This is a genomic window from Paraburkholderia sp. Cpub6, assembly GCF_014201065.1.
GTDB lineage: Bacteria > Pseudomonadota > Gammaproteobacteria > Burkholderiales > Burkholderiaceae > Paraburkholderia > Paraburkholderia tuberum.
The window spans coordinates 73,366-93,835 of record NZ_JACHDM010000006.1 but is presented as its reverse complement, the minus strand read 5'-3'; the positions used below and the strand labels follow the sequence as shown (position 1 = coordinate 93,835).

The 20,470-nt window shown below is 62.9% G+C and carries 18 protein-coding genes; 1 reads left to right on the top strand and 17 read right to left on the bottom strand.

Going from position 1 to position 20,470, the window contains the following annotated elements; translation table 11 throughout:
* Positions 1-13: 13 nt before the first annotated feature.
* The 17 genes from cysM to gyrA all read right to left on the bottom strand — a co-directional run bounded on the left by cysM (position 14) and on the right by gyrA (position 19,326).
* Positions 14-916: a cysteine synthase CysM gene (gene cysM / locus HDG33_RS13315; RefSeq protein ID WP_184027705.1), complete on the bottom strand. Its 903-nt coding sequence runs from the start codon at positions 914-916 to the stop codon at positions 14-16.
* Between the two features lie 237 nt (positions 917-1,153).
* Positions 1,154-1,528 carry a helix-hairpin-helix domain-containing protein gene (locus HDG33_RS13310; protein WP_090805416.1) on the bottom strand — a complete coding sequence of 125 codons (375 nt, stop codon included), beginning with the start codon at positions 1,526-1,528 and terminating at the stop codon, positions 1,154-1,156.
* Between the two features lie 78 nt (positions 1,529-1,606).
* Positions 1,607-2,599, bottom strand: a complete 993-nt coding sequence (rfaD, locus tag HDG33_RS13305; protein ID WP_184011054.1) for an ADP-glyceromanno-heptose 6-epimerase — start codon at positions 2,597-2,599, stop codon at positions 1,607-1,609.
* Positions 2,600-2,684: 85 nt separating this feature from the next.
* Complete coding sequence (gene rfaE1, locus HDG33_RS13300) at positions 2,685-3,692, bottom strand: D-glycero-beta-D-manno-heptose-7-phosphate kinase (RefSeq protein ID WP_090801312.1); 1,008 nt, start codon at positions 3,690-3,692, stop codon at positions 2,685-2,687.
* Positions 3,658-5,061 carry a UDP-glucose/GDP-mannose dehydrogenase family protein gene (locus HDG33_RS13295; RefSeq protein ID WP_090801314.1) on the bottom strand — a complete coding sequence of 468 codons (1,404 nt, stop codon included), beginning with the start codon at positions 5,059-5,061 and terminating at the stop codon, positions 3,658-3,660. The genes rfaE1 and HDG33_RS13295 overlap by 35 nt, the downstream gene beginning before the upstream one ends.
* A 126-nt stretch (positions 5,062-5,187) precedes the next feature.
* Positions 5,188-6,363, bottom strand: coding sequence for a lipopolysaccharide assembly protein LapB (lapB, locus tag HDG33_RS13290; RefSeq protein WP_184027703.1), 1,176 nt, complete (start codon positions 6,361-6,363; stop codon positions 5,188-5,190).
* Positions 6,364-6,432: 69 nt separating this feature from the next.
* A complete protein-coding gene (locus HDG33_RS13285) occupies positions 6,433-6,726 on the bottom strand; it encodes a lipopolysaccharide assembly LapA domain-containing protein (RefSeq protein ID WP_184027701.1) in 294 nt (97 codons plus the stop codon).
* Positions 6,727-7,027: 301 nt separating this feature from the next.
* Entirely contained in the window at positions 7,028-7,351 is a 324-nt protein-coding gene (locus tag HDG33_RS13280) for an integration host factor subunit beta (protein WP_006050255.1), read from the bottom strand.
* A gap of 21 nt (positions 7,352-7,372) precedes the next feature.
* Complete coding sequence (gene rpsA / locus HDG33_RS13275) at positions 7,373-9,106, bottom strand: 30S ribosomal protein S1 (protein WP_008921410.1); 1,734 nt, start codon at positions 9,104-9,106, stop codon at positions 7,373-7,375.
* 164 nt (positions 9,107-9,270) lie between these two features.
* The gene (gene cmk, locus HDG33_RS13270; protein ID WP_184027699.1) at positions 9,271-9,957 is read right to left on the bottom strand and encodes a (d)CMP kinase; all 687 of its coding nucleotides are present in this window, start codon (positions 9,955-9,957) and stop codon (positions 9,271-9,273) included.
* Between the two features lie 47 nt (positions 9,958-10,004).
* Positions 10,005-11,309 (bottom strand): 3-phosphoshikimate 1-carboxyvinyltransferase, encoded by a 1,305-nt coding sequence (gene aroA / locus HDG33_RS13265; RefSeq protein ID WP_184027696.1) that lies wholly within the window; start codon positions 11,307-11,309, stop codon positions 10,005-10,007.
* 18 nt (positions 11,310-11,327) lie between these two features.
* Complete coding sequence (locus HDG33_RS13260) at positions 11,328-12,269, bottom strand: prephenate dehydrogenase (protein WP_184028740.1); 942 nt, start codon at positions 12,267-12,269, stop codon at positions 11,328-11,330.
* 61 nt (positions 12,270-12,330) lie between these two features.
* Positions 12,331-13,452 carry a histidinol-phosphate transaminase gene (gene hisC, locus HDG33_RS13255; RefSeq protein ID WP_184027693.1) on the bottom strand — a complete coding sequence of 374 codons (1,122 nt, stop codon included), beginning with the start codon at positions 13,450-13,452 and terminating at the stop codon, positions 12,331-12,333.
* Positions 13,453-13,533: 81 nt separating this feature from the next.
* Complete coding sequence (pheA, locus tag HDG33_RS13250; protein WP_184027690.1) at positions 13,534-14,613, bottom strand: prephenate dehydratase; 1,080 nt, start codon at positions 14,611-14,613, stop codon at positions 13,534-13,536.
* A gap of 63 nt (positions 14,614-14,676) precedes the next feature.
* Positions 14,677-15,759 (bottom strand): 3-phosphoserine/phosphohydroxythreonine transaminase, encoded by a 1,083-nt coding sequence (gene serC / locus HDG33_RS13245; RefSeq protein ID WP_184027687.1) that lies wholly within the window; start codon positions 15,757-15,759, stop codon positions 14,677-14,679.
* 206 nt (positions 15,760-15,965) lie between these two features.
* Complete coding sequence (locus HDG33_RS13240) at positions 15,966-16,571, bottom strand: DUF2059 domain-containing protein (protein ID WP_184027684.1); 606 nt, start codon at positions 16,569-16,571, stop codon at positions 15,966-15,968.
* 124 nt (positions 16,572-16,695) lie between these two features.
* Positions 16,696-19,326 (bottom strand): DNA gyrase subunit A, encoded by a 2,631-nt coding sequence (gene gyrA, locus HDG33_RS13235; RefSeq protein ID WP_184027680.1) that lies wholly within the window; start codon positions 19,324-19,326, stop codon positions 16,696-16,698.
* Between the two features lie 476 nt (positions 19,327-19,802).
* Between gyrA and ompA the strand changes: the two genes are divergently transcribed.
* Positions 19,803-20,450: an outer membrane protein OmpA gene (gene ompA / locus HDG33_RS13230; protein WP_090801331.1), complete on the top strand. Its 648-nt coding sequence runs from the start codon at positions 19,803-19,805 to the stop codon at positions 20,448-20,450.
* The last annotated feature ends 20 nt before the right edge of the window (positions 20,451-20,470 follow it).

Below are 20,470 nucleotides of genomic sequence, written 5' to 3'. Positions count from 1 at the left end.
CGCGGCGACCCGCTTACGCGGGAAATACCCCCGTGGACAGGTAACGGTCGCCGCGATCGCAGACGATGAACACGATCGTCGCGTTCTCGACCTGACGCGCGATGCGCAGCGCGACTTCGCACGCGCCACCCGACGAAATGCCCGCGAAGATGCCTTCGACCGACGCCAGGCGGCGCGCCATCGCCTCGGCCGCGGATTGACTGACGTTCTCCACGCGGTCGACGCGGCTGCGGTCGAAGATTTTCGGCAGATACGCTTCCGGCCACTTGCGAATACCCGGAATACGCGAGCCCTCTTCCGGCTGCGCGCCGATGATTTCGATCTGCTGGTTCTGCGTTTTCAGATACGTCGACACGCCCATGATCGTGCCGGTCGTGCCCATCGACGACACGAAGTGCGTGATGCGCCCTTCCGTGTCGCGCCAGATTTCCGGGCCCGTGCCTTCGATGTGCGAGGCCGGATTGTCCGGGTTCGCGAACTGATCGAGGATGATGCCCTTGCCTTCGCGCTGCATCTGCTCGGCGAGATCGCGCGCGTACTCCATGCCGCCTTTGACAGGCGTCAGGATGATTTCCGCGCCGTAAGCGGCCATGCTCTGGCGGCGCTCGACCGACAGATCTTCCGGCATGATCAGCACCATCCTGTAGCCGCGGACTGCGGCGGCCATCGCGAGCGCGATGCCGGTGTTGCCGCTCGTCGATTCGATCAGCGTGTCGCCCGGCTTGATGCGTCCGCGTGCTTCGGCCTTCTTGATCATGGACAACGCCGGCCGGTCTTTCACCGACCCCGCAGGATTGTTGCCCTCGAGCTTCGCGAGGATCACATTGTTGCGGCTACGGATCTCGTCGTCGGGAAGCCGGACGAGTTGTACGAGCGGCGTATTGCCGACCGTGTCTTCAATCGTTTGGTATGCCATATGGGGTCTAGCGATCGATGCGCGAAAGAGTGTCTTCAATCCATCGATTCTAAACCACGATCTCCGGCGCTGCCCTGCAGCCCTTCTGTCCGCATGGATGCATGGTGTTGCCACGCAAAATGCCCGCGGCTGCGAGCCGCGGGAAAACGTGTGTACCAATCGATGCAATGGAACGTTCGCGAACCCTGCGCGCCGCAAGCCGCTCGTCAGCATGGCACGCGCAAGGCTCGCGGCCGCTTACTTCTTCACCGCCACTGCGGCGGCGCCCTTCTGCGTGGCGGCGGACGCGGCCGTAGCGGCCGGCTCCTTGCCCGCCGCAGCTGCCGCAACCTGCGTGCTAGCAGCCGCGCCAGCCGGTCCGACAGCGAGACCCTCCGCCTGCAGGCGCTCGATGGTGTGCCCGCCCATGCCCTTGACGCGCTTGCCGAAATCCGCCGCGTCCTTGAACGGGCCGTGCGCATTACGTTCCTCGACAATCGCTTTGGCTTTTGCCGGACCGATGCCCTTGATGCCGCGCAGCGCGTCTTCGTTAGCCGTGTTGACGTCGACCGCCGCATACGCGTGGCCGAAAGCGGCGAGCATCGCCGCGGTAACCAGTACTTTTCGAAACATATTGGAATCTCCCTGTTGCCACTGGCCGGCGACCATCACCGGCCAGGAGATTCCAGTTTAAAGAGGATGACGTACGAATCACACCTGGCCGAACAGCCAACGCACGTAACGATCGACACCTTCCTGCACGCTCAGAAACGGCGCGTCGTAGCCGGCCGTGCGCAGTTTCGACTGATCGGCCTGCGTGAAGCACTGGTACTTGCCGCGCAGCGCGTCGGGGAACGGAATGTATTCGATCAGCCCGCGTTGCACCTGATCCGCGAGCGACAGCGCCGGCTCGTTGTTCAGCGCGCGCAGCGTGTTGACCACGGTGCTCGCGATATCGTTGAACGGCTGCGCGCGGCCGGTGCCGAGATTGAAAATGCCTGACTTCTCCGGATGATCGAAGAAGAACAGGTTGACCTTGACGACGTCTTCGACCGAGATGAAATCGCGCGTCTGCTCGCCGGCCGCATAGCCGTTGTACTCGCCGAACAGCTTGACCTTGCCCTCGGCGCGGAACTGATTGAAGTTGTGAAACGCGACCGACGCCATGCGCGCCTTGTGCGTTTCGCGCGGACCGTAGACGTTGAAATAACGGAAGCCCACGATCTGGCTCTTCGCGGTGGGCAACACGCGGCGAATCACCTGATCGAACAGGAACTTCGAATAGCCGTACACGTTCAGCGGCTGCTCGACCTCGCGCTCCTCGACGAAGCGGCTCGAGCCGCCATACGTCGCCGCCGACGACGCGTACAGGAACTGAACGTTCTGCGCGAGGCAGATGTCCAGCACGTCGCGGCTATAGCGGTAGTTGTTGTCCATCATGTAGCGGCCGTCGGTTTCCATCGTGTCCGAGCAGGCGCCTTCGTGGAATATCGCGCGCACCTTGCCGAAGTCGCCGCGCCTGAAGCGCTCGACGAATTCGGTTTTGTCGAGATAGTCGTCGATTTCGCAGTCGACCAGATTCCTGAATTTGTCCGCACGCGTGAGGTTATCGACGGCGATGATGCGCTGTTCGCCGCGCTCGTTGAGCGCCTTCACGAGATTGCTGCCGATAAAACCGGCCGCGCCGGTGACGATGACGGTCATGGTGATCCTGCGGTAGTGAGCTTCGTTCAGTCAACGCCGCGCGGGGTCCGCTGGTCCGTCGGACGACGGCGCCCCGCGGGCTGCATCAGGAAAAGAGTTCGTCGTAGTCGACGGTGGCGGTGCCCAGTTTGCCGACCACGATGCCGGCCGCGCGATTCGCGAGTCCGACCGCGTCGACGAGCGAAAGACCCGCGCCGAGCATCGCGGCGAGTGTCGCGATCACGGTGTCCCCCGCGCCCGAAACATCATACACTTCGCGCGCAACGGCCGACGCGTGCAGGATGCCATCGTCGGAGAACAGCGTCATGCCCTCCTCCGAGCGCGTCAGCAGCAGCGCCTTGAACTGGAGCTCGGCGCGCAGCTTCGTGACGCGCGCGATCAGATCTTCCTCGGACTTCCACTGTCCGACGACCTCGCGCAATTCCGCGCGATTCGGCGTGATCAGCGTCGCGCCGCGATAGCGCTCCCAGTCGTCGCCCTTCGGATCGACGAGCACCGGTTTGCCGGCCGCGTGTGCCTTCGCGATCATTTGCGTGACGTGCGTGAGGCCGCCCTTCGCGTAGTCGGACATCAGGATCACGTCGTACGATGGCAGCAGCTCGTCGAAACGCGCGAGGCCCGCGAGCAGCACCTCGTGTGCCGGCGAGTTTTCGAAATCGACGCGCAGCAACTGTTGCTGACGCGACAGCACGCGCAGCTTGATCGTCGTCAGCAAGGCCGGATCGCGTTCCAGATGCGGCGTGACGCCGCTTTCGCCGAGCAGCTGCACGATGCGCTCGCCGGGCTCGTCATGACCGACCACGCACAAAAGGCCCGCCTGCGCGCTGAGCGCGACCGCGTTGCGCGCGACGTTCGCCGCGCCGCCCAGCCGATCTTCCTGGCGCTGCACGTGCACGACCGGCACGGGCGCCTCCGGAGAAATGCGGTTGACGTCGCCGAACCAGTATCGGTCGAGCATCACGTCGCCGACCACCAGCACGCGCGCCGCGTTGAGCTGCGCGCGCGGCACGACCGTGAGCTTCTGCGCCGTCGTGGACGCGGGCGCCGCGGGCATGGCCTCAGGCATCGACCGGAAGTTCAGAGGGTTGGGCATAGGGGCGTCCAATGGCGTGGTAGTCGATACCGAGCTCGGTCATCGCGTCCGGTTCGTACAGATTGCGGCCGTCGAAAATCAGCGGTGTCTTCAGCACCGATTTCAGATGCACGAAATCAGGACTCTTGAACTCCTTCCATTCGGTCACGATCACGAGCGCGTCGGCGCCGATCAGCGTTTCGTCCTGAGTGCTCGTGAACGTGAGACGCGCCAGCTGCTCCGGCGCAGCGTGCAGATCCATCGCGAATACGCGACGCGCCTCGGTCACGGCGACCGGATCGTACGCACGCACGTTCGCGCCGCGCGCAAGCAACTCGCCGATCACGCGACGGCTCGGCGCCTCGCGCATGTCGTCGGTATTCGGCTTGAACGCGAGACCCCACACCGCGAACGCGCGGCCGCTCAAATCCTCGCCGAGCTTCGCGGTGATCTTGTTCACGAGCACGTCCTTCTGCTGGTAGTTCACTTCCTCGACCGCCTCGAGAATCCGCAGGTTGTGGCCGCTCTCGCTCGCGGTGCGAATCAACGCCTGCACGTCCTTCGGGAAGCACGAGCCGCCATAGCCGCAGCCCGCATACAGGAAGTGATAGCCGATGCGCGGATCGGAACCGATGCCGCGGCGCACCGCTTCGATGTCGGCGCCGACCTTGTCCGCGAGATTCGACATCTCGTTCATGAACGAGATGCGCGTCGCGAGCATCGCGTTGGCCGCGTACTTGGTGAACTCGGCCGAGCGAACGTCCATGTACAGCGTGCGTTCGTGATTGCGGTTGAACGGCGCGTACAGACGCTTCATCATTTCGCGCGCCCGCACGCCCGGTTCGTCTTCGTCGATACCGATCACGATACGGTCGGGGCGCATGAAGTCGTCGACGGCCGCACCTTCCTTCAGGAACTCGGGATTCGACACGACCGAGAAGCGATGCTGCGCGCTGCCGGCGAGCCCGCGTTTCGCGAGCTCTTCATTGATCACCGCGCGCACGCGCTGCGCGGTGCCGACCGGCACCGTTGATTTGTCGACGATCACCTTGAAACCATTCATCGTGCGGCCGATGTTGCGCGCGGCCTCGAGCACATATTGCAGATCGGCGGAGCCGTCTTCGTCGGGCGGCGTGCCGACCGCGATGAACTGCACGTCGCCGTGCGCGACGCTCGCGGCGACATCGGTCGAGAACGTGATGCGGCCGGCCGCGCGCGTGCGGGCGATCATCTCCTGCAAGCCCGGTTCGTGAATCGGCACGCCGCCTTTGTTAAGGATGTCGATCTTGCGCTGATCGACGTCGAGACAGAAGACGTCATTGCCGATTTCGGCGAGACATGCGCCGGTGACAAGGCCCACATAGCCGGTGCCGATAATGGTGATTTTCATACGCTTTCCGGTGGAAGTTTCCGGTAATGAATGCCGCTCATGAGGCCGGCGATAAACTCGTTGCGAAATTCGCGGAGCGGTTGCGTCGCAATGAACGCCGACGCGGCCAAAGCCGCCCGTGCGGCGTCAACTCGACGCGGTAATCGGCTCGACGCGGCGCGGTGCATAGGTTTCCCAACCGCTGCATCCGGGGCACTGCCAGTAGAAAAGCCGCGCCCGGAAACCACAATTCTGGCACGTATAGCGTGGCAGATTCTTGGTGCGCTGGCGGATCAGTGTGTGCATCAGTTCGAGCTCGCTGCGCCGCGGCTCTTCGGCGACGGCCTGCTGCGCTTCGAGCAGACGCGTCATGCCGACCAGATTCGGCGACTTCTGCATCTGCGTGCGCGCGAGCGCATGCGCGGCATCGGCGCCGCGCAGCGACGCGACGTACTGATACGCGACGTCGAGCAGATCGTTGCTCGGATGACGGTCGACCCACGTGGTCAGCAGATCGGCGCCCTCCTGCGCGCGGCCGAGCGCTTCATACGCCTTCATGATTTTCTCGGCGACGAGCGGCAGATACGCGGGGTTCTGCTCCTCGACGCCGCGCCATTGACCGATCGCCGCTTCGGAGGCGCCGCCGGCCGCGTCGACGTCGCCGAACAGGATCGTCGCGCGCACGTTGGTCGGGTTCGCCTTCAGCGCGAGACCGAGCTGATGACGCGCTTCGTCCGGTTTCTTCTGCTGCAGCGCTTCCTGAGCAAGTTCGCAATGGAACTGCGCGATTTCCTTGTCGAGCGACGGCGCGCCCATCGTTTCGAGATGTCGCGCGGTATCGATCGACTTGACCCAGTCCTTCTCGATCTCGTAGATCGTCAACAGCGCGCGTTGAGCGCCGAGTGCGTAATCGCCCGCCTGCAGCGAGCGGAAGGTTTCCTCGGCACGGTCGAGCAGACCCGCTTTCAGGAAGTCCTGGCCGAGTTCGTACAGCGCGTGATCGCGCTCACTGACAGGCAGGTCCGCGCGGCTCAGCAGATTTTGATGCACGCGGATCGCTCGATCCGTTTCGCCGCGCCGGCGGAACAGATTGCCGAGCGCGAAATGCAATTCGACCGTTTCAGGGTCGAGCTTGACGACCTCGATGAATGCGTCGATCGCCTGGTCGGGCTGCTCGTTGAGCAGGAAGTTCAGGCCGCGAAAATAGGACCGCGGCAGGTTCGCGCTCTCGGACAGCAGCGTCTTGAGGTCGTAGCGCGCCGCCATCCAGCCGAACGCGAATGCGACGGGTATGACCAGCAGCCACCAGAAGTCTAGATCCATGCGATTAATGCAAATGTGCGGGAAAGCGAAAACGAAAAGCCGCGCTCAGAGCGCGCGGCGCAACGGAGTTCAGATCAGCGGCGGCATCGGCGGCTGCTCGACGACGGCTGGAGTTTCGCGCGCCACGCGCAACTCGCGCCTGAGCCGGCCATTCTCCATGCGCAGACGTACGACGGCCGGCACCGCCGACACGAGCCCCGCAAGCAAGCCGATCACGAAAAACGCGAGACCGATCAGAATCAGAGGCGCCGACCAGACGTAGCCGGCGAGGAAATTCAGCGTAGCGGGTTGCGTGTTGGAGAGCGCCAGCACCAGCAGCAGCACGAACACCAGCACACGGATCAGCCAGACGATAAATTTCATGAATAGATCTCTTGACGGCAGTTGCGGGGTGACGCCGGCTCGATGACGCGTCGCGCCACGGTGTTGCCCGCGCCGAAGTGACCCGTATTGTAATGGATGACCTCGGGGCTGGGCAGCAAGTGGCGGGATGGCGCACTTACGGGTGATTCGCGAAATGCAAAGGCCGCACCGGAAGGCGCCCTCTTCTCAAACGATGGACGCAAAAAAAAAAGCGCCCGAAGGCGCTTTTCCTGGTCTTTTGCCGACTGGCTTTGGCCGCTGACGCTAGCTATGCCACGCTGCAAGACGCACAGCGGAGTCATTAAAGGTCGTCATCCGGCTCTTCGGCCTTCAGCGGCTCGCCCGCGCGACGATCCACCCGCTCGCGCAATTCCTTGCCTGGCTTGAAGTGCGGTACGTACTTCTCAGGTACCAGCACCTTCTCGCCCGACTTCGGATTGCGTCCAACGCGGGAGGGACGGCGGTTGAGCCCGAAGCTGCCGAAGCCTCGAATTTCGATGCGATGACCTTTGGCAAGTGCCTCCGACATCGCATCGAGCATCGTCTTCACCGCGAAATCCGCATCTTTGAGAACAAGTTGCGGAAACCGCGTAGCCAGCTGGGCGACCAATTCCGATTTGGTCATACTGCAGCAGACCTCTCAGGCTTACTGGTTCTGGCCGTCGAGCTTGGCCTTCAGCAGCGCGCCGAGGTTCGTCGTGCCGGTAGCGGCTGCGCTCGAATCCGAAGCAGCGAGACCGCGGATGGCTTCCTGCTGCTCAGCCGAATCCTTCGCCTTGATCGACAGGTTGATGCCACGCGACTTGCGATCGATGTTGATGATCATCGCGTTGACCTTGTCGCCTTCCTTCAGCACGTTGCGAGCGTCTTCCACGCGGTCCTGGGCGATTTCCGAAGCACGCAGGTAGCCTTCGACTTCACCCGACAGCTGGACCACAGCACCCTTCGCGTCCACCGACTTGACAGTACCATCGACGACCGAACCCTTGTCGTTCATTGCAACGTAGTTGCTGAACGGGTCGCCTTCGAGCTGCTTGATACCCAGCGAAATACGTTCCTTCTCGACGTCGATGCCGAGAACGATCGCTTCCACTTCGTCGCCCTTCTTGTACTTGCGAACGGCTTCCTCGCCGGTTTCGCTCCACGACAGATCCGACAGGTGAACCAGACCGTCGATGCCGCCCGGCAGACCGATGAACACGCCGAAGTCGGTGATCGACTTGATTGCGCCGCTGATCTTGTCGCCCTTCTTGAAGTTGCGGCTGAAGTCGTCCCACGGGTTCGGCTTGCACTGCTTCATGCCGAGGCTGATACGACGGCGGTCTTCGTCGATTTCGAGAACCATGACTTCGACTTCGTCGCCCAATTGGACAACCTTCGACGGAGCAACGTTCTTGTTGGTCCAGTCCATTTCCGACACGTGGACGAGGCCTTCGATGCCCGATTCCACTTCGACGAATGCGCCGTAGTCGGTGATGTTGGTGACCTTACCGAACAGACGCGTGCCCGACGGGTAACGGCGCGAGATGCCTTCCCACGGATCGTCGCCCAGTTGCTTGATACCGAGCGAAACGCGGTTCTTTTCCTGGTCGAACTTGAGGATCTTCGCGGTGACTTCCTGGCCAACCGACAGAACTTCGCTCGGGTGACGCACACGACGCCATGCGATGTCCGTGATGTGCAGCAGGCCGTCGATACCGCCGAGGTCCACGAACGCGCCGTAGTCGGTGATGTTCTTGACCACGCCTTCGACGATCGCGCCTTCCTTCAGCGTTTCGAGCAGCTTCGCGCGCTCTTCGCCTTGCGTTGCCTCGATGACAGCGCGGCGCGACAGCACGACGTTGTTACGCTTGCGGTCGAGCTTGATGACGCGGAATTCGAGCGTCTTGCCTTCGTACGGGGTGGTGTCCTTGACCGGACGCGTATCAACCAGCGAACCCGGCAGGAACGCGCGGATGCCATTGACCATCACGGTCATACCGCCCTTGACCTTGCCCGTGATCGTGCCGGTTACGAGTTCGTTGTTGTCCAGCGCCTTTTCCAGCGACAGCCACGAAGCCAGACGCTTCGCCTTGTCACGCGACAGGATGGTGTCGCCATAGCCGTTTTCCAGCGCGTCGATCGCGACGGAAACGAAGTCGCCCGCCTGCACTTCTACCTCGCCCGCGTCGTTCAGGAACTCTTCGAGCGGGATGTAGGCTTCGGACTTCAGACCAGCGTTCACGACCACGAAGTTGTGGTCGACACGCACGACTTCCGCGGAGATCACTTCGCCAGCGCGCATGTCCTGCTTGGTCAGCGACTCTTCGAACAGAGCCGCAAAAGATTCGGTATTCGGGGTAGAGGTTTGCAGGTCGGACATAAAAATCAGAGTTTGCATGGTCTTCGCAACGCCTGGCTCACCGGACTGGTCAGCAACTGCGGCAAATACGCGAACGCCACGCGAGGTTAAAGGGTTAAAAAAACAACGCTTCGCGACCATCGCGAAGCACCTACCAACAACAGGACTGCCGCTGCCTGGCCACTACCGCATGACCGTTTCAGTTACGCATGCGGGACCAGCGCTTCATACCATTGCACCACCTGCTCGACCGCCTGGTCGACCGACAATGCGGAGGTATCAAGCAGTTTTGCATCCGCCGCGGGCTTGAGCGGCGCGGCCGCGCGCTGACTGTCACGCTCGTCGCGCTCACGCAAATCCCGGAGCAAGTCATCTATATTAGCAGAAAATCCTTTTTGGATCAATTGCTTATGCCGGCGCGTCGCGCGGGCCTCGACGCTCGCCGTCATGAACACCTTCAGCACGGCATCCTGAAAGATCACGGTGCCCATGTCGCGCCCGTCGGCGACGAGCCCCGGCTCCTTGCGAAACGCCCGCTGACGCGCCACCAGCGCGGTTCGCACCGGCGCGTGAACGGCGATCGCCGAGGCGCGGCTGCCCACTTCCTCGGCACGAATTTCGGTCGATACATCGACGCCGTCGAGCTGCGCGAGCCCCTCGCGAAACGTGATATGGAGGTCGTCGATCAGTTTGACAAGTGCGTCGACGTCGTCCGCCGCGATGTCGTAGCGCAGGCTCGCGAGTGCCGCGAGCCGGTAGAGCGCGCCGCTGTCGAGCAGGTGAAAGCCGAGGTTGGCGGCCACCATCGCGGCCACAGTGCCTTTGCCGGAGGCGCTGGGGCCGTCGATCGTAATGACGGGCGTCTGGTGAAAGGGACGGATCGGTTTCATCTAAAAATGTCGCACATCGGGCGATTCGCACACGAATCTGGATCGCATCAGGGTTGCGCGAGCGCCGTGAAGCGCTCGAAATAATCGGGGAACGTCTTGCCGACGCACTTCGGGTCATTGATGCGGATCGGCACACCGCCCAAGCTCACAAGCGAAAAGCACATCGCCATACGATGGTCGTCGTAGGTGTCGATCGCGGCATTCGGGATCAGCTTTTCGGGCGGCGTGACGACGAGGAAATCCTCGCCCTCCTGCACCTTCGCGCCGACCTTGCGCAGCTCGGTCGCCATCGCGGCGATGCGGTCGGTTTCCTTGACGCGCCAGCTTGCGATGTTGCGCAGCGTGGTCGTGCCGTCCGCGAACAGCGCGGCGACCGCGATCGTCATCGCCGCGTCGGGGATCAGGTTGAAGTCCATGTCGATCGGATCGAGCTTGCCATGGTCGTTGCCGACGCCGCGCACTTCGATCCAGTCCTCTCCCATCTGCAGGTTCGCGCCCATCTTGATCAGCGCATCGGCAAAGCCGACGTCGCCCTGGATGCTCGCGCGGCCCACCCCTTCCACTCTCAGCGGGCCGCCGCCGAGCGCTCCCGCGGCGAGGAAATACGACGCCGACGACGCATCCCCTTCCACCATGATCGCGCCTGGCGACTGATAACGCTGCCCGGCCGGCACCACGAACTGGTGCCAGCCGTGACGCTCGACGTCGATGCCGAAGCGCGCCATCAGCTTGATCGTGATCTCGATGTACGGCTTCGAGATCAGCTCGCCGTCGACCTGCACGGTGGTGACGCCGCTCGCCGTGCGCAAGAGCGGCAGCGTCATCAGCAGCGAGGTCAGAAACTGGCTCGACACGTCGCCGCGCACGCGGATCGGCGCGTCGGCCGTGATCTGGGCGGGACGGATGCGTAGCGGCGGATAGCCTTCGTTCTGTTCGTAGTCGATCTTCGCGCCAATCTGGCGCAGGCCGTCGACGAGATCGCCGATCGGTCGCTCGTGCATGCGCGGCACGCCGTGGATCCGGTAGTCGCCGCCGTTCACGGAGAGGGCCGCGGTCAGCGGACGCACCGCCGTACCCGCGTTGCCGAGGAACAGGTCGGCCGTGCGCGCGGTGAACGCGCCGCGCGTGCCGGTTACGACGCAGGTGTCCCCGTCGCGCTTCAGACGTACGCCAAGCTTCTCGAGCGCGGCGAGCATCACGCGGGTGTCATCGGAATCGAGCAGGTTCGTGATCGTCGTCTCGCCTTCGGCGAGCGCGGCGAGCAGCAGCACGCGGTTCGAGATGCTCTTCGAGCCGGGCAGACGAATCGTGCCGGACGCACGGGAAAATGGTCCGAGATCGAGGAATTCCATGATGTGTCCAGTTTCCGGTTATTTGGACGCGTCGCTGGCGGCCACGCCAGCCGCGCGCTGCTCCTGCCACTGACTGCGCGCGACGCGCGAGCGCGCGAACACCGCTTCGAGCGCGGCGCCGTCGCCGGCCTCGATCGCCGTGCGCAGGCGCGCGAGCACCGCGGTATACGCGTCGAGTTCGTCGAGCAGCGCCGCGCGATTGGCGACGCAGACGTCGCGCCACATCTCCGGACTCGACGCGGCGATGCGCGTGAAGTCGCGGAATCCGCCCGCCGCGAACGAGAACTTCAAAGCGGCGTCGGGCGAACTGAGGATCTGTTCGACGAGCGCGAACGACAGCACGTGCGGTAGATGACTGACCGACGCGAACACGCGGTCGTGCTGCTGCGGCGTCATGTCCCGCACCAAGGCGCCGGTGGCGCGCCACATCGCCGCGACGCGCTCGACCGCTTCCGGCGCGTTCTCCGGCAGCGGGCACAGCACGACGTTGCGGTTCACGTACAGATCGGGCAACGCGGCGTCGACGCCGCTCGACTCGCGGCCGGCGATCGGATGGCCCGGCACGAACTGGCCGATCCGTGCACCGAGCGCCGCGCGCGCGGCGGCGACCACGTCGGACTTGGTGCTGCCCGCGTCGGTGACGATCGTGTTGGCGTCGAGATGCAGCGCGATGCGTTCGAGTAGCGGCTGTGTCTGCGCGACCGGCGCCGCGAGCAGCACGAAGTCCGCGCCCGCTAGCGCGTCGCGCAGCGCGGCGTCGTCGGTGAGCGCCGCGGCGCCGTCGATCACCCCGAGCGCCAACGCGCGCTCGCTCGACGCGGACGTCCGTCCCACCCCAACCACCGTGCGTGCCCCGCCGGCCTCGCCGCGTTCACGCAACGCGCGCGCGAGCGATCCGCCGATCAGGCCGACACCGAAAATCACCAGCTTGTTAAAAGAAAACGCGGCCACGTCGCTCACACAATACGGACAATAAGCGCGCCGCTCCTGCCGGCCGACGCGCGGGATCAAGGAGCAATGCTTACGCAGCGGCAGGCTCGGCAAGCGTCTTTTCGAGCGCCGCGAGGAACGCTCCGTTTTCCTCCGGCAGGCCGATCGTGATGCGTAGCCACTGCGGCAAACCGTAGTTGCCGACCGGTCGCACGATCACAGCCTGTTTCAGCAGCGCGAGATTCACCCGGGCGCCGGCTTCGTCGTCACCGCCGACGCGCACGAGCACGAAGTTACCTTCGGATGGCACGTATTCGAGACCGAGCTTGTCGAACGCCTCGGTCAGAAGCTTATAGCCCTGCGCGTTCAGCGCCGCGCTCTTTTCCAGAAATGCGCTGTCGTTCAGTGCCGCAATCGCCGCGGCCTGCGCGAGCGTATTGACGTTAAACGGCTGACGCAGTCGATTCAGCAGATCGGTCAAGCTGGGCTGCGCGATCGCGAAGCCGATACGCAGGCCCGCCAGGCCGAACGCCTTCGAGAAAGTGCGCGACACCAGCAGGTTCGGATAGCGGCGCACCCAGTCGATCGAGTTATAGCGCTTGTCCGCCGACAGATACTCGGTGTACGCCTCGTCGAGCACGACGACCACATGGCGCGGCACTTTGCCGAGAAACGCCTCGAGCGTCGGACCGTCGACGAACGTACCGGTCGGATTGTTCGGATTGGCGACGAACACGAGACGCGTGTCGTCGTCGATCGCGGCAAGCATCGCGTCGAGGTCGTGACCATAGTGCACGGCCGGCACGACGATCGCGCGCGCGCCGACGCCTTGCGTTGCGAGCGCATAGACCGCGAACGAATACTGCGAGAACACTACCGCCTGGCCCTTCTCGACGAACGCGTGCGCGGCGAGTTCGAGGATGTCATTGCTGCCGTTGCCGAGCGTGATCCACTCGGCCGGCACGCCGTAGCGCGCGGCGAGTGCCGCCTTCAGTTCGAAACCGTTCGAGTCCGGATAGCGGCCGAGGTCGGCGATCGCCTGCGCCATCGCGCGCTGCGCGGATTCCGGCATGCCGAGCGGATTCTCGTTCGATGCCAGCTTCACGATGCTCGCCTCGTCGAGACCAAACTCGCGGGCCACTTCCGAAATCGGCTTGCCGGCGATGTACGGCGCGATCGCACGCACATAGGAAGGGCCGAAAGACGCTGTCATGAAAATCTCCGAACGACGATGGATCGTGAAATATGCGTTCGGGCAGTGCACTTGGCGCCGCCCGGACTGCGCTACCAGCCCTTACCGGGCGCGCGGATACGAGCCGAGTATTTTCAGGAACGCGGCCTTCTCGCCGAGCCCGGCGAGCGCGGCGGCCACGGCCGGGTCGTCGCGATGGCCTTCGACGTCGATATAGAAGTAGTACTCCCACGTGCCGACGCGCGCCGGGCGCGATTCGAAACGCGTCATCGACACGCCGTGGCGCGCCAGCGGCTCGAGCAGCTTGACCATCGCACCCGGTTCGTTCACGACCGACACAATCAACGAGGTCTGGTCGTAGCCGCTCGGATCGGTCGGCTGCTTGCCGATCATCACGAAGCGAGTGCGGTTGTGCGGATCGTCCTGGATCAGCGCGTTGGTGACCTGCAGGCCGTAGTGGATCGCGGCGCGGTCGCCGGCGATGGCCGCGACCGTCGGATCTTCGGCTGCCATCCGTGCAGCTTCCGCGTTGCTCGACACCGCCTGGCGCTCGAGATGCGGCGCGTTGGTCGACAGCCAGCGCTGGCATTGCGCGAGCGCCTGGGCGTGCGCGCACACGCGCGTGACGCCGGCGAGCCCGTTTTGCGTGAGCAGGTTGTGATGAATCGGCAATGCGAGTTCGCCGCCGATGGTCAGCTGCGTTTGCAGCAGCAGATCCAGCGTGCGCGACACCGCGCCTTCGGTCGAATTCTCGACCGGCACGACGCCGTAGTCGGCGGCACCCGCCTCGACGGAGCGGAACACTTCATCGATCGACGGGCACGGCAGCCCTTCGATCGACTGACCGAAGTACTCATGCATCGCCTGTTCGCTATAGGTGCCGACGGGCCCGAGGTACGCGGCCTTGATGGTCTTTTCGAGCGCGCGGCTTGCGGCCATGATCTCGCGCCAGATCGCGCTGATGTGTTCGTCCGCAAGCGGCCCCGCGCTCATCTCCTGCAGGCGCGCGATCACCTGCATCTCGCGCTCGGGTCGGAACACCGGTGCGTTGAAATGCTTCTTGACCTCCCCGACTTCGAGCGCGACCGACGCGCGCTGGTTCAGGAGCGCGATCAGCTGCGCGTCGAGCGCGTCGATGCGATCGCGCAGAGGTTTGAGTCGTGTATTGAGTTCGTCGTCCATGCGTAAAACGGCTTTGCCGGGTAACTGCTGGAAAAGATGCGCACGCCTGCCGGTCAGTGTGGCTCAGGCACTGCGCTGTTCGAATTCCTTCATGTATTCGACAAGCGCTTTGACGCCTTCGAGCGGGACGGCGTTATAAATCGACGCCCGCATGCCGCCGACGGACTTGTGGCCCTTTAGCTGCACCAATCCCCGCGCTTTCGCGCCGGACAGGAAATCTTCGTTGCGCGACTCGTCGACGAGAAAGAACGGTACGTTCATCCGGGAGCGCGAGCCACGCTCGACCTTGTTCAGATAGAAGCTGCTCGAGTCGATCGTGTCGTACAGCAGCTTCGATTTTTCGAGGTTGCGTGCCTCCATCGCCAGGAGGCCGCCCTGCTTCTTCAACCACTTGAACACGAGCCCGGCGATATAGATCGCGTAGGTGGGCGGAGTGTTGTACATCGAATTGTTCTCGGCGACGGTCTTCCATTCGAACGCCGACGGGCAGATCGGCATCGCGCGATCGAGCATGTCCTCACGCACGATCACGACCGTCACGCCGGCCATGCCGATGTTCTTCTGCGCACCGCCGAATAGCACGCCGTATTTGGCGATGTCCATCGGGCGCGACAGGATATGCGACGACGCGTCCGCGACGAGCGGAGTATCGCCGAGGTCGGGAATCTCGAAGGTTTCGACGCCGTGAATGGTCTCGTTGGTGCACAAGTGCACGTAAGCCGGATCGTCCGACAGCTGCCATTCCGAGCGCGCCGGCGCGCGGGTGAAGCCCTCGGCTGTCTTGCCGGTCGCGGCGAGATGCACGCTGCCGTATTTCTGCGCTTCCTTGAACGATTTCTCCGACCACGAGCCGGTGATGACGAAATCCGCACGCGGTTTCGAGCCGAGCAGGTTCATCGGCACGATCGCGTTTTCGCCGAGTCCACCGCCCTGCAGAAACAGGATGCGGTGGCTTGCCGGCACCTGCAGCAACTCGCGCAGATCGGTCAGCGCTTCCTCGTGGATCAACATGAATTCCTTGCCGCGATGGCTCATTTCCATCACGCTCATACCACTGCCTTGCCAATTCAGCATCTCGTCGGCTGCCTGGCGCAGCACTTCTTCGGGCATGGCCGCCGGGCCGGCGGAGAAATTAAAGACGCGCATGTGAGGTCCTGGAAGCGGGCGCGAAATAACGAAGTCGCGCGGGAATCGGCGAAAAGAACTGCGAAATGGCTCGCCGAAAAAGAAAATGGCCGTCTGCGCCAGTGCGCAAACGACCATTATCGCATTGTCGCCGCCAACCCGCCACGCCGGGTGGCCCAGCGGGCGCGACGACAGGCCGGCTGATCAGCGCAGCCTGCGAGCGGAATTTACTTGGCAGCCGGCTTGACCGATGCGACTTCCTTGTCGGCCTGGTCACGCGTTGCCTTGATCGATTCCGGCATGTACTTCTGCATCAGACCGTTCACGACGTCGCGGCCAACCTGGTCTTGCACCTGGATGAACTTGCGACCGGTCGGGCTCTTGTAGAACGTGGTCAGATCCTTGATTTCCGACGTGCTGTAGTACTTCGCGTACGCGTCGTACTGAGATTGCATCGCGTCCTGACGGAAAGAGTCGGTCGCGAACACCTGGCCCGCGCTGTCCACCAGCTTCGGCACCGCGTTCTTTTGCAGCGTCGGCACGGCGGCCTGCTTCTGCTTGTCCGTCATCGTCTTGTTCTCGGTCAGCGCGTCCGACAGGATTGCCGGAACGAGCTGCTTGGCCTGCATCTGCGCGCTGTTGCCGATTGCGCCAACCAGCTTCTGCGCATCGATGGCGTCGAGCAGCTCCTTGATGGCAGCTTGCTTGGCCGGATCAACCGGTGCTGCTGCGGCAGCCGGAGCCGCAGGCGCCTGGTTCTGCAGCGCTTGAGCCATGGCGAAGGTCGGCACGATGGCAGCCAGCAACATCAGTTGTTTGAATCGTTTTTGCATCACTACTCCCTAAGAGAAATTAACTTGAACGGCACGCCACACGGGAAAGCGTACCGGCCCGATACGCGGTGACCCGCAGCGTAGCTTCAACGTATTAACTGAGACTGAAAGCCGCTGGCACGGATCAAGCCGCGCCGCCGCCCTCACCGCCGTTATCACCTTCAGCGGAGCCGTCGGAATCGCTTTCCGACTCGCCCTCGGCCTCCGCTACCTGTTGCAGACCGGACAGCTTGGTCCCTTCGTCAAGGCTGATGAGTGTAACACCTTGCGTTGCGCGTCCCATTTCGCGAATTTCCGACACGCGCGTGCGAATCAGCACGCCCGTCGTGGTAATCAGCATGATCTGCGCTTCCGGGTCCACGAGCGTCGCGGCAACGACCTTGCCGTTACGCTCCGACGTCTGGATTGCGATCATGCCCTTCGTGCCGCGGCCATGACGCGTGTACTCGGTGATTGGGGTGCGCTTGCCGTAGCCGTTCTCGGTTGCGGTGAGCACCGACTGCTGCTCGTCGCCGGCCACCAGCAACGCGATCACGTTCTGGCCGTCCTCGAGTTGCATGCCGCGCACGCCGCGCGCCTCGCGGCCCATCGGACGCACGTCGTTTTCGTCGAAGCGCACTGCCTTGCCCGAATCCGAGAACAGCATCACGTCGTGCTGGCCGTCGGTGATCGCGGCGCCGATCAGGTAATCGCCCTCATCGAGACCGACCGCAATAATACCCTTGCGCAGCGGCCGGCTAAATGCTTCCAGCGGCGTCTTTTTTACCGTTCCCAACGCGGTCGCCATGAACACGAACTTGTCGGCCGAGAACTCCTTGACCGGCAGCACGACCGTGATCTTTTCGCCTTCTTGCAGCGGGAACATATTGACGATCGGCCGGCCGCGCGAATTGCGCGAACCCTGCGGCACTTCGTAGACCTTGACCCAGTACACACGGCCGCGGTTCGAGAAGCACAGGATGTGGTCGTGCGTATTGGCAATGAACAGCGTGTCGATCCAGTCGTCTTCCTTCATGGAAGTGGCCTGCTTGCCGCGACCACCGCGCTTCTGGGCTCGATATTCGGACAACGGTTGCGATTTCACGTAGCCCGCGTGCGACATCGTCACGACCATTTCCTGCGGCGTGATCAGGTCTTCGGTGTTCAGCTCGGTCGCGTTCAACTCGATCTTCGAGCGACGCGCATCGCCGAATTCGGCCTTGATGGACGTGAGTTCGTCGACGATGATCGCCGAAATGCGTTCCGGGCGAGCCAGAATGTCCAGCAGGTCAGCGATCTGCGCCATCACGTCGCGGTATTCGCCGATGATCTTGTCTTGCTCGAGACCGGTCAGTCGCTGCAGGCGCATCTGCAGGATTTCCTGCGCCTGCGTATCGGACAGACGGTACAGGCCATCGGTCTGCATGCCGAACGACGGGTTCAATCCCTCCGGACGATAAGCTTCGCGACCGCCCGCCGACGCGTTTTCCGACTCGGCGCGTGACAGCATTTCGCGCACGAGCGACGAATCCCACGCGCGCGACATCAGCTCCTGCTTGGCGATCGGCGGTGTCGGCGCGGCCTTGATGAGCGCGATGAATTCGTCGATGTTCGCGAGCGCAACCGCGAGACCTTCGAGCACGTGACCACGTTCGCGCGCCTTGCGCAGTTCGTAGACGGTGCGCCGCGTCAGCACTTCCCGGCGATGCGACAGGAAGCACGTCAGCATTTCCTTCAGATTCAGGAGCTTCGGCTGGCCGTCGACGAGCGCGACCATGTTCATACCGAACGTGTCCTGAAGCTGGGTCGCCTTGTACAGATTGTTCAGCACGACCTCGGGCACTTCGCCGCGCTTTAGTTCGATCACGACGCGCATGCCGCTCTTGTCGGATTCGTCGCGGATGTCGGAAATGCCTTCGAGCTTCTTCTCGTTGACGAGCTCGGCGATGCGCTCAAGCAGCGAGCGCTTGTTCACCTGATAGGGCAGCTCGTCGACAATGATCGCCATGCGCTGGCCACGGTCGATTTCCTCGAAGTGCGTCAGCGCGCGCATCACGACGCGGCCGCGACCGGTGCGATAGCCGTCGCGCACGCCGGCCACGCCGTAGATGATGCCGGCGGTCGGGAAGTCGGGCGCGGGGATGATCTCGATCAGCTCGTCGATCGTCGCTTCCGGGTTTTTCAGCAGATGCTGACACGCGTCGACGACTTCATTGAGGTTGTGCGGCGGGATATTGGTCGCCATGCCGACCGCGATGCCGGACGAGCCATTGATCAGCAGATTGGGGATGCGCGCGGGCAGGATGGCCGGCTCGTTCTCGCTGCCGTCGTAGTTCGGCACGAAGTCGACCGTTTCCTTGTCGATGTCGGCCAGCAGTTCGTGGCCGATCTTCGCCATGCGGATTTCGGTGTAACGCATCGCCGCGGCGTTGTCGCCGTCGACGGAACCGAAGTTCCCCTGGCCGTCGACGAGCATGTAGCGCAGCGAGAAGTCCTGCGCCATCCGTACGATCGTGTCGTAGACAGCGGTGTCGCCGTGCGGATGGTATTTACCGATGACGTCGCCGACGATACGCGCCGACTTCTTGTAGGCGCGGTTCCAGTCGTTGTTCAGCTCGTGCATCGCGAACAGCACGCGCCGGTGCACCGGCTTCAGGCCATCGCGGACATCGGGAAGCGCTCGCCCTACGATCACGCTCATCGCGTAATCGAGATACGAACGGCGCATTTCCTCCTCAAGGGAGATTGGCAGAGTCTCTTTGGCGAATTGATCCATTATCCGTATCTTTTACGTGCGAAGGCGGGGTTTCGCCGCTTCTTCGCGTAAGCATTGCAGGCGCAACGCATCACGCGATTCTAACATGCCACGAATCCACGCCCGACGAAGGTACGTATACATATTAGAGAGGCACCCGCCAACACCTCGCCGATCGCACAATTTCAGTCTCGTCAGGCTCGATTCCTGCGTGGGACCCAATTCGCCGCTCAGCCAGAGCCGGCGGACCGCTCAGACGAAAACATTTGTTGCGCATGCACCACAATTGGAGGGGGATTTGATCGGGGGCGGATTTTTTTTTCGTCGGAAGGGAACGATATGGCAAAATGCCAACGCACAAAGAGTCAGACACTGCTCGAAGTCTACACAAACGGTTTTTGTTCCGCACCAATGTTATACTTCGAGCAATGTATGACTGGTCTTCGTCAACAGGCTCGCAGTAAACCTGCGGTAATCTCAATTTCGAGAGGAGAAATATGAATAAACTTTCAAAGCTCGCGTTCATTGCAGCTACCGCAGTTATGGCTGCATCCGCCATGGCGCAGTCGGTGCCGGCGTCGCGACAAGCTACCAACGACAACTGGGTGAATGGTACTGGCGAATACGTGTGGATGAACGGCACGAACGAGCTTTGCTGGCGCGATGCATTCTGGACGCCCGCAACGGCTAACGCCAAGTGCGACGGCGCTCTGGTTGCTCAGGCTCCGACCCCGCCGGCACCGGTCCCTCCGCCTCCGGCTATCTCCAGCGAAAAGATTACGTATCAAGCTGATGCGCTGTTCGACTTCGACAAGGCAATCCTGAAGCCGGCCGGCAAGGAACGTCTGAGCGAACTGGCATCGAAGATCCAGGGCATCAACCTCGAAGTCGTCGTCGCTACGGGCCACACCGACCGTATCGGTTCCGTCGCCTACAACGACCGTCTGTCGCTGCGTCGTGCTCAAGCTGTGAAGGCCTTCCTGGTCAGCAAGGGCGTCGAAGCCAACCGTATCTACACGGAAGGCAAGGGTCCGCGCAACCCGGTTACCACCGGTTGCAACCAGAAGAACCGCAAGCAACTCATCGCCTGCCTCGCACCGGACCGCCGCGTGGAAGTCGAAGTTGTCGGTACGCCGAAGCAGTAAGCTGGAAAATTACCGCAGTA

Bases quoted from the DNA above. Each gene is read 5' to 3' on its own strand.
- rfaE1 (WP_090801312.1), bottom strand. From the start codon at position 3,692: ATGCCCAACCCTCTGAACTTCCGGTCGATGCCTGAGGCCATGCCCGCG.
- serC (WP_184027687.1), bottom strand. From the start codon at position 15,759: ATGCGCGTCTTTAATTTCTCCGCCGGCCCGGCGGCCATGCCCGAAGAA.
- HDG33_RS13280 (WP_006050255.1), bottom strand. From the start codon at position 7,351: ATGACCAAATCGGAATTGGTCGCCCAGCTGGCTACGCGGTTTCCGCAA.
- cmk (WP_184027699.1), bottom strand. From the start codon at position 9,957: ATGAAACCGATCCGTCCCTTTCACCAGACGCCCGTCATTACGATCGAC.
- rfaD (WP_184011054.1), bottom strand. From the start codon at position 2,599: ATGACCGTCATCGTCACCGGCGCGGCCGGTTTTATCGGCAGCAATCTC.
- gyrA (WP_184027680.1), bottom strand. From the start codon at position 19,326: ATGGATCAATTCGCCAAAGAGACTCTGCCAATCTCCCTTGAGGAGGAA.
- aroA (WP_184027696.1), bottom strand. From the start codon at position 11,309: ATGGAATTCCTCGATCTCGGACCATTTTCCCGTGCGTCCGGCACGATT.
- hisC (WP_184027693.1), bottom strand. From the start codon at position 13,452: ATGACAGCGTCTTTCGGCCCTTCCTATGTGCGTGCGATCGCGCCGTAC.
- lapB (WP_184027703.1), bottom strand. From the start codon at position 6,363: ATGGATCTAGACTTCTGGTGGCTGCTGGTCATACCCGTCGCATTCGCG.
- cysM (WP_184027705.1), bottom strand. From the start codon at position 916: ATGGCATACCAAACGATTGAAGACACGGTCGGCAATACGCCGCTCGTA.
- HDG33_RS13285 (WP_184027701.1), bottom strand. From the start codon at position 6,726: ATGAAATTTATCGTCTGGCTGATCCGTGTGCTGGTGTTCGTGCTGCTG.
- HDG33_RS13240 (WP_184027684.1), bottom strand. From the start codon at position 16,571: ATGCAAAAACGATTCAAACAACTGATGTTGCTGGCTGCCATCGTGCCG.
- HDG33_RS13295 (WP_090801314.1), bottom strand. From the start codon at position 5,061: ATGAAAATCACCATTATCGGCACCGGCTATGTGGGCCTTGTCACCGGC.
- rpsA (WP_008921410.1), bottom strand. From the start codon at position 9,106: ATGCAAACTCTGATTTTTATGTCCGACCTGCAAACCTCTACCCCGAAT.
- HDG33_RS13310 (WP_090805416.1), bottom strand. From the start codon at position 1,528: ATGTTTCGAAAAGTACTGGTTACCGCGGCGATGCTCGCCGCTTTCGGC.
- pheA (WP_184027690.1), bottom strand. From the start codon at position 14,613: ATGGACGACGAACTCAATACACGACTCAAACCTCTGCGCGATCGCATC.
- ompA (WP_090801331.1), top strand. From the start codon at position 19,803: ATGAATAAACTTTCAAAGCTCGCGTTCATTGCAGCTACCGCAGTTATG.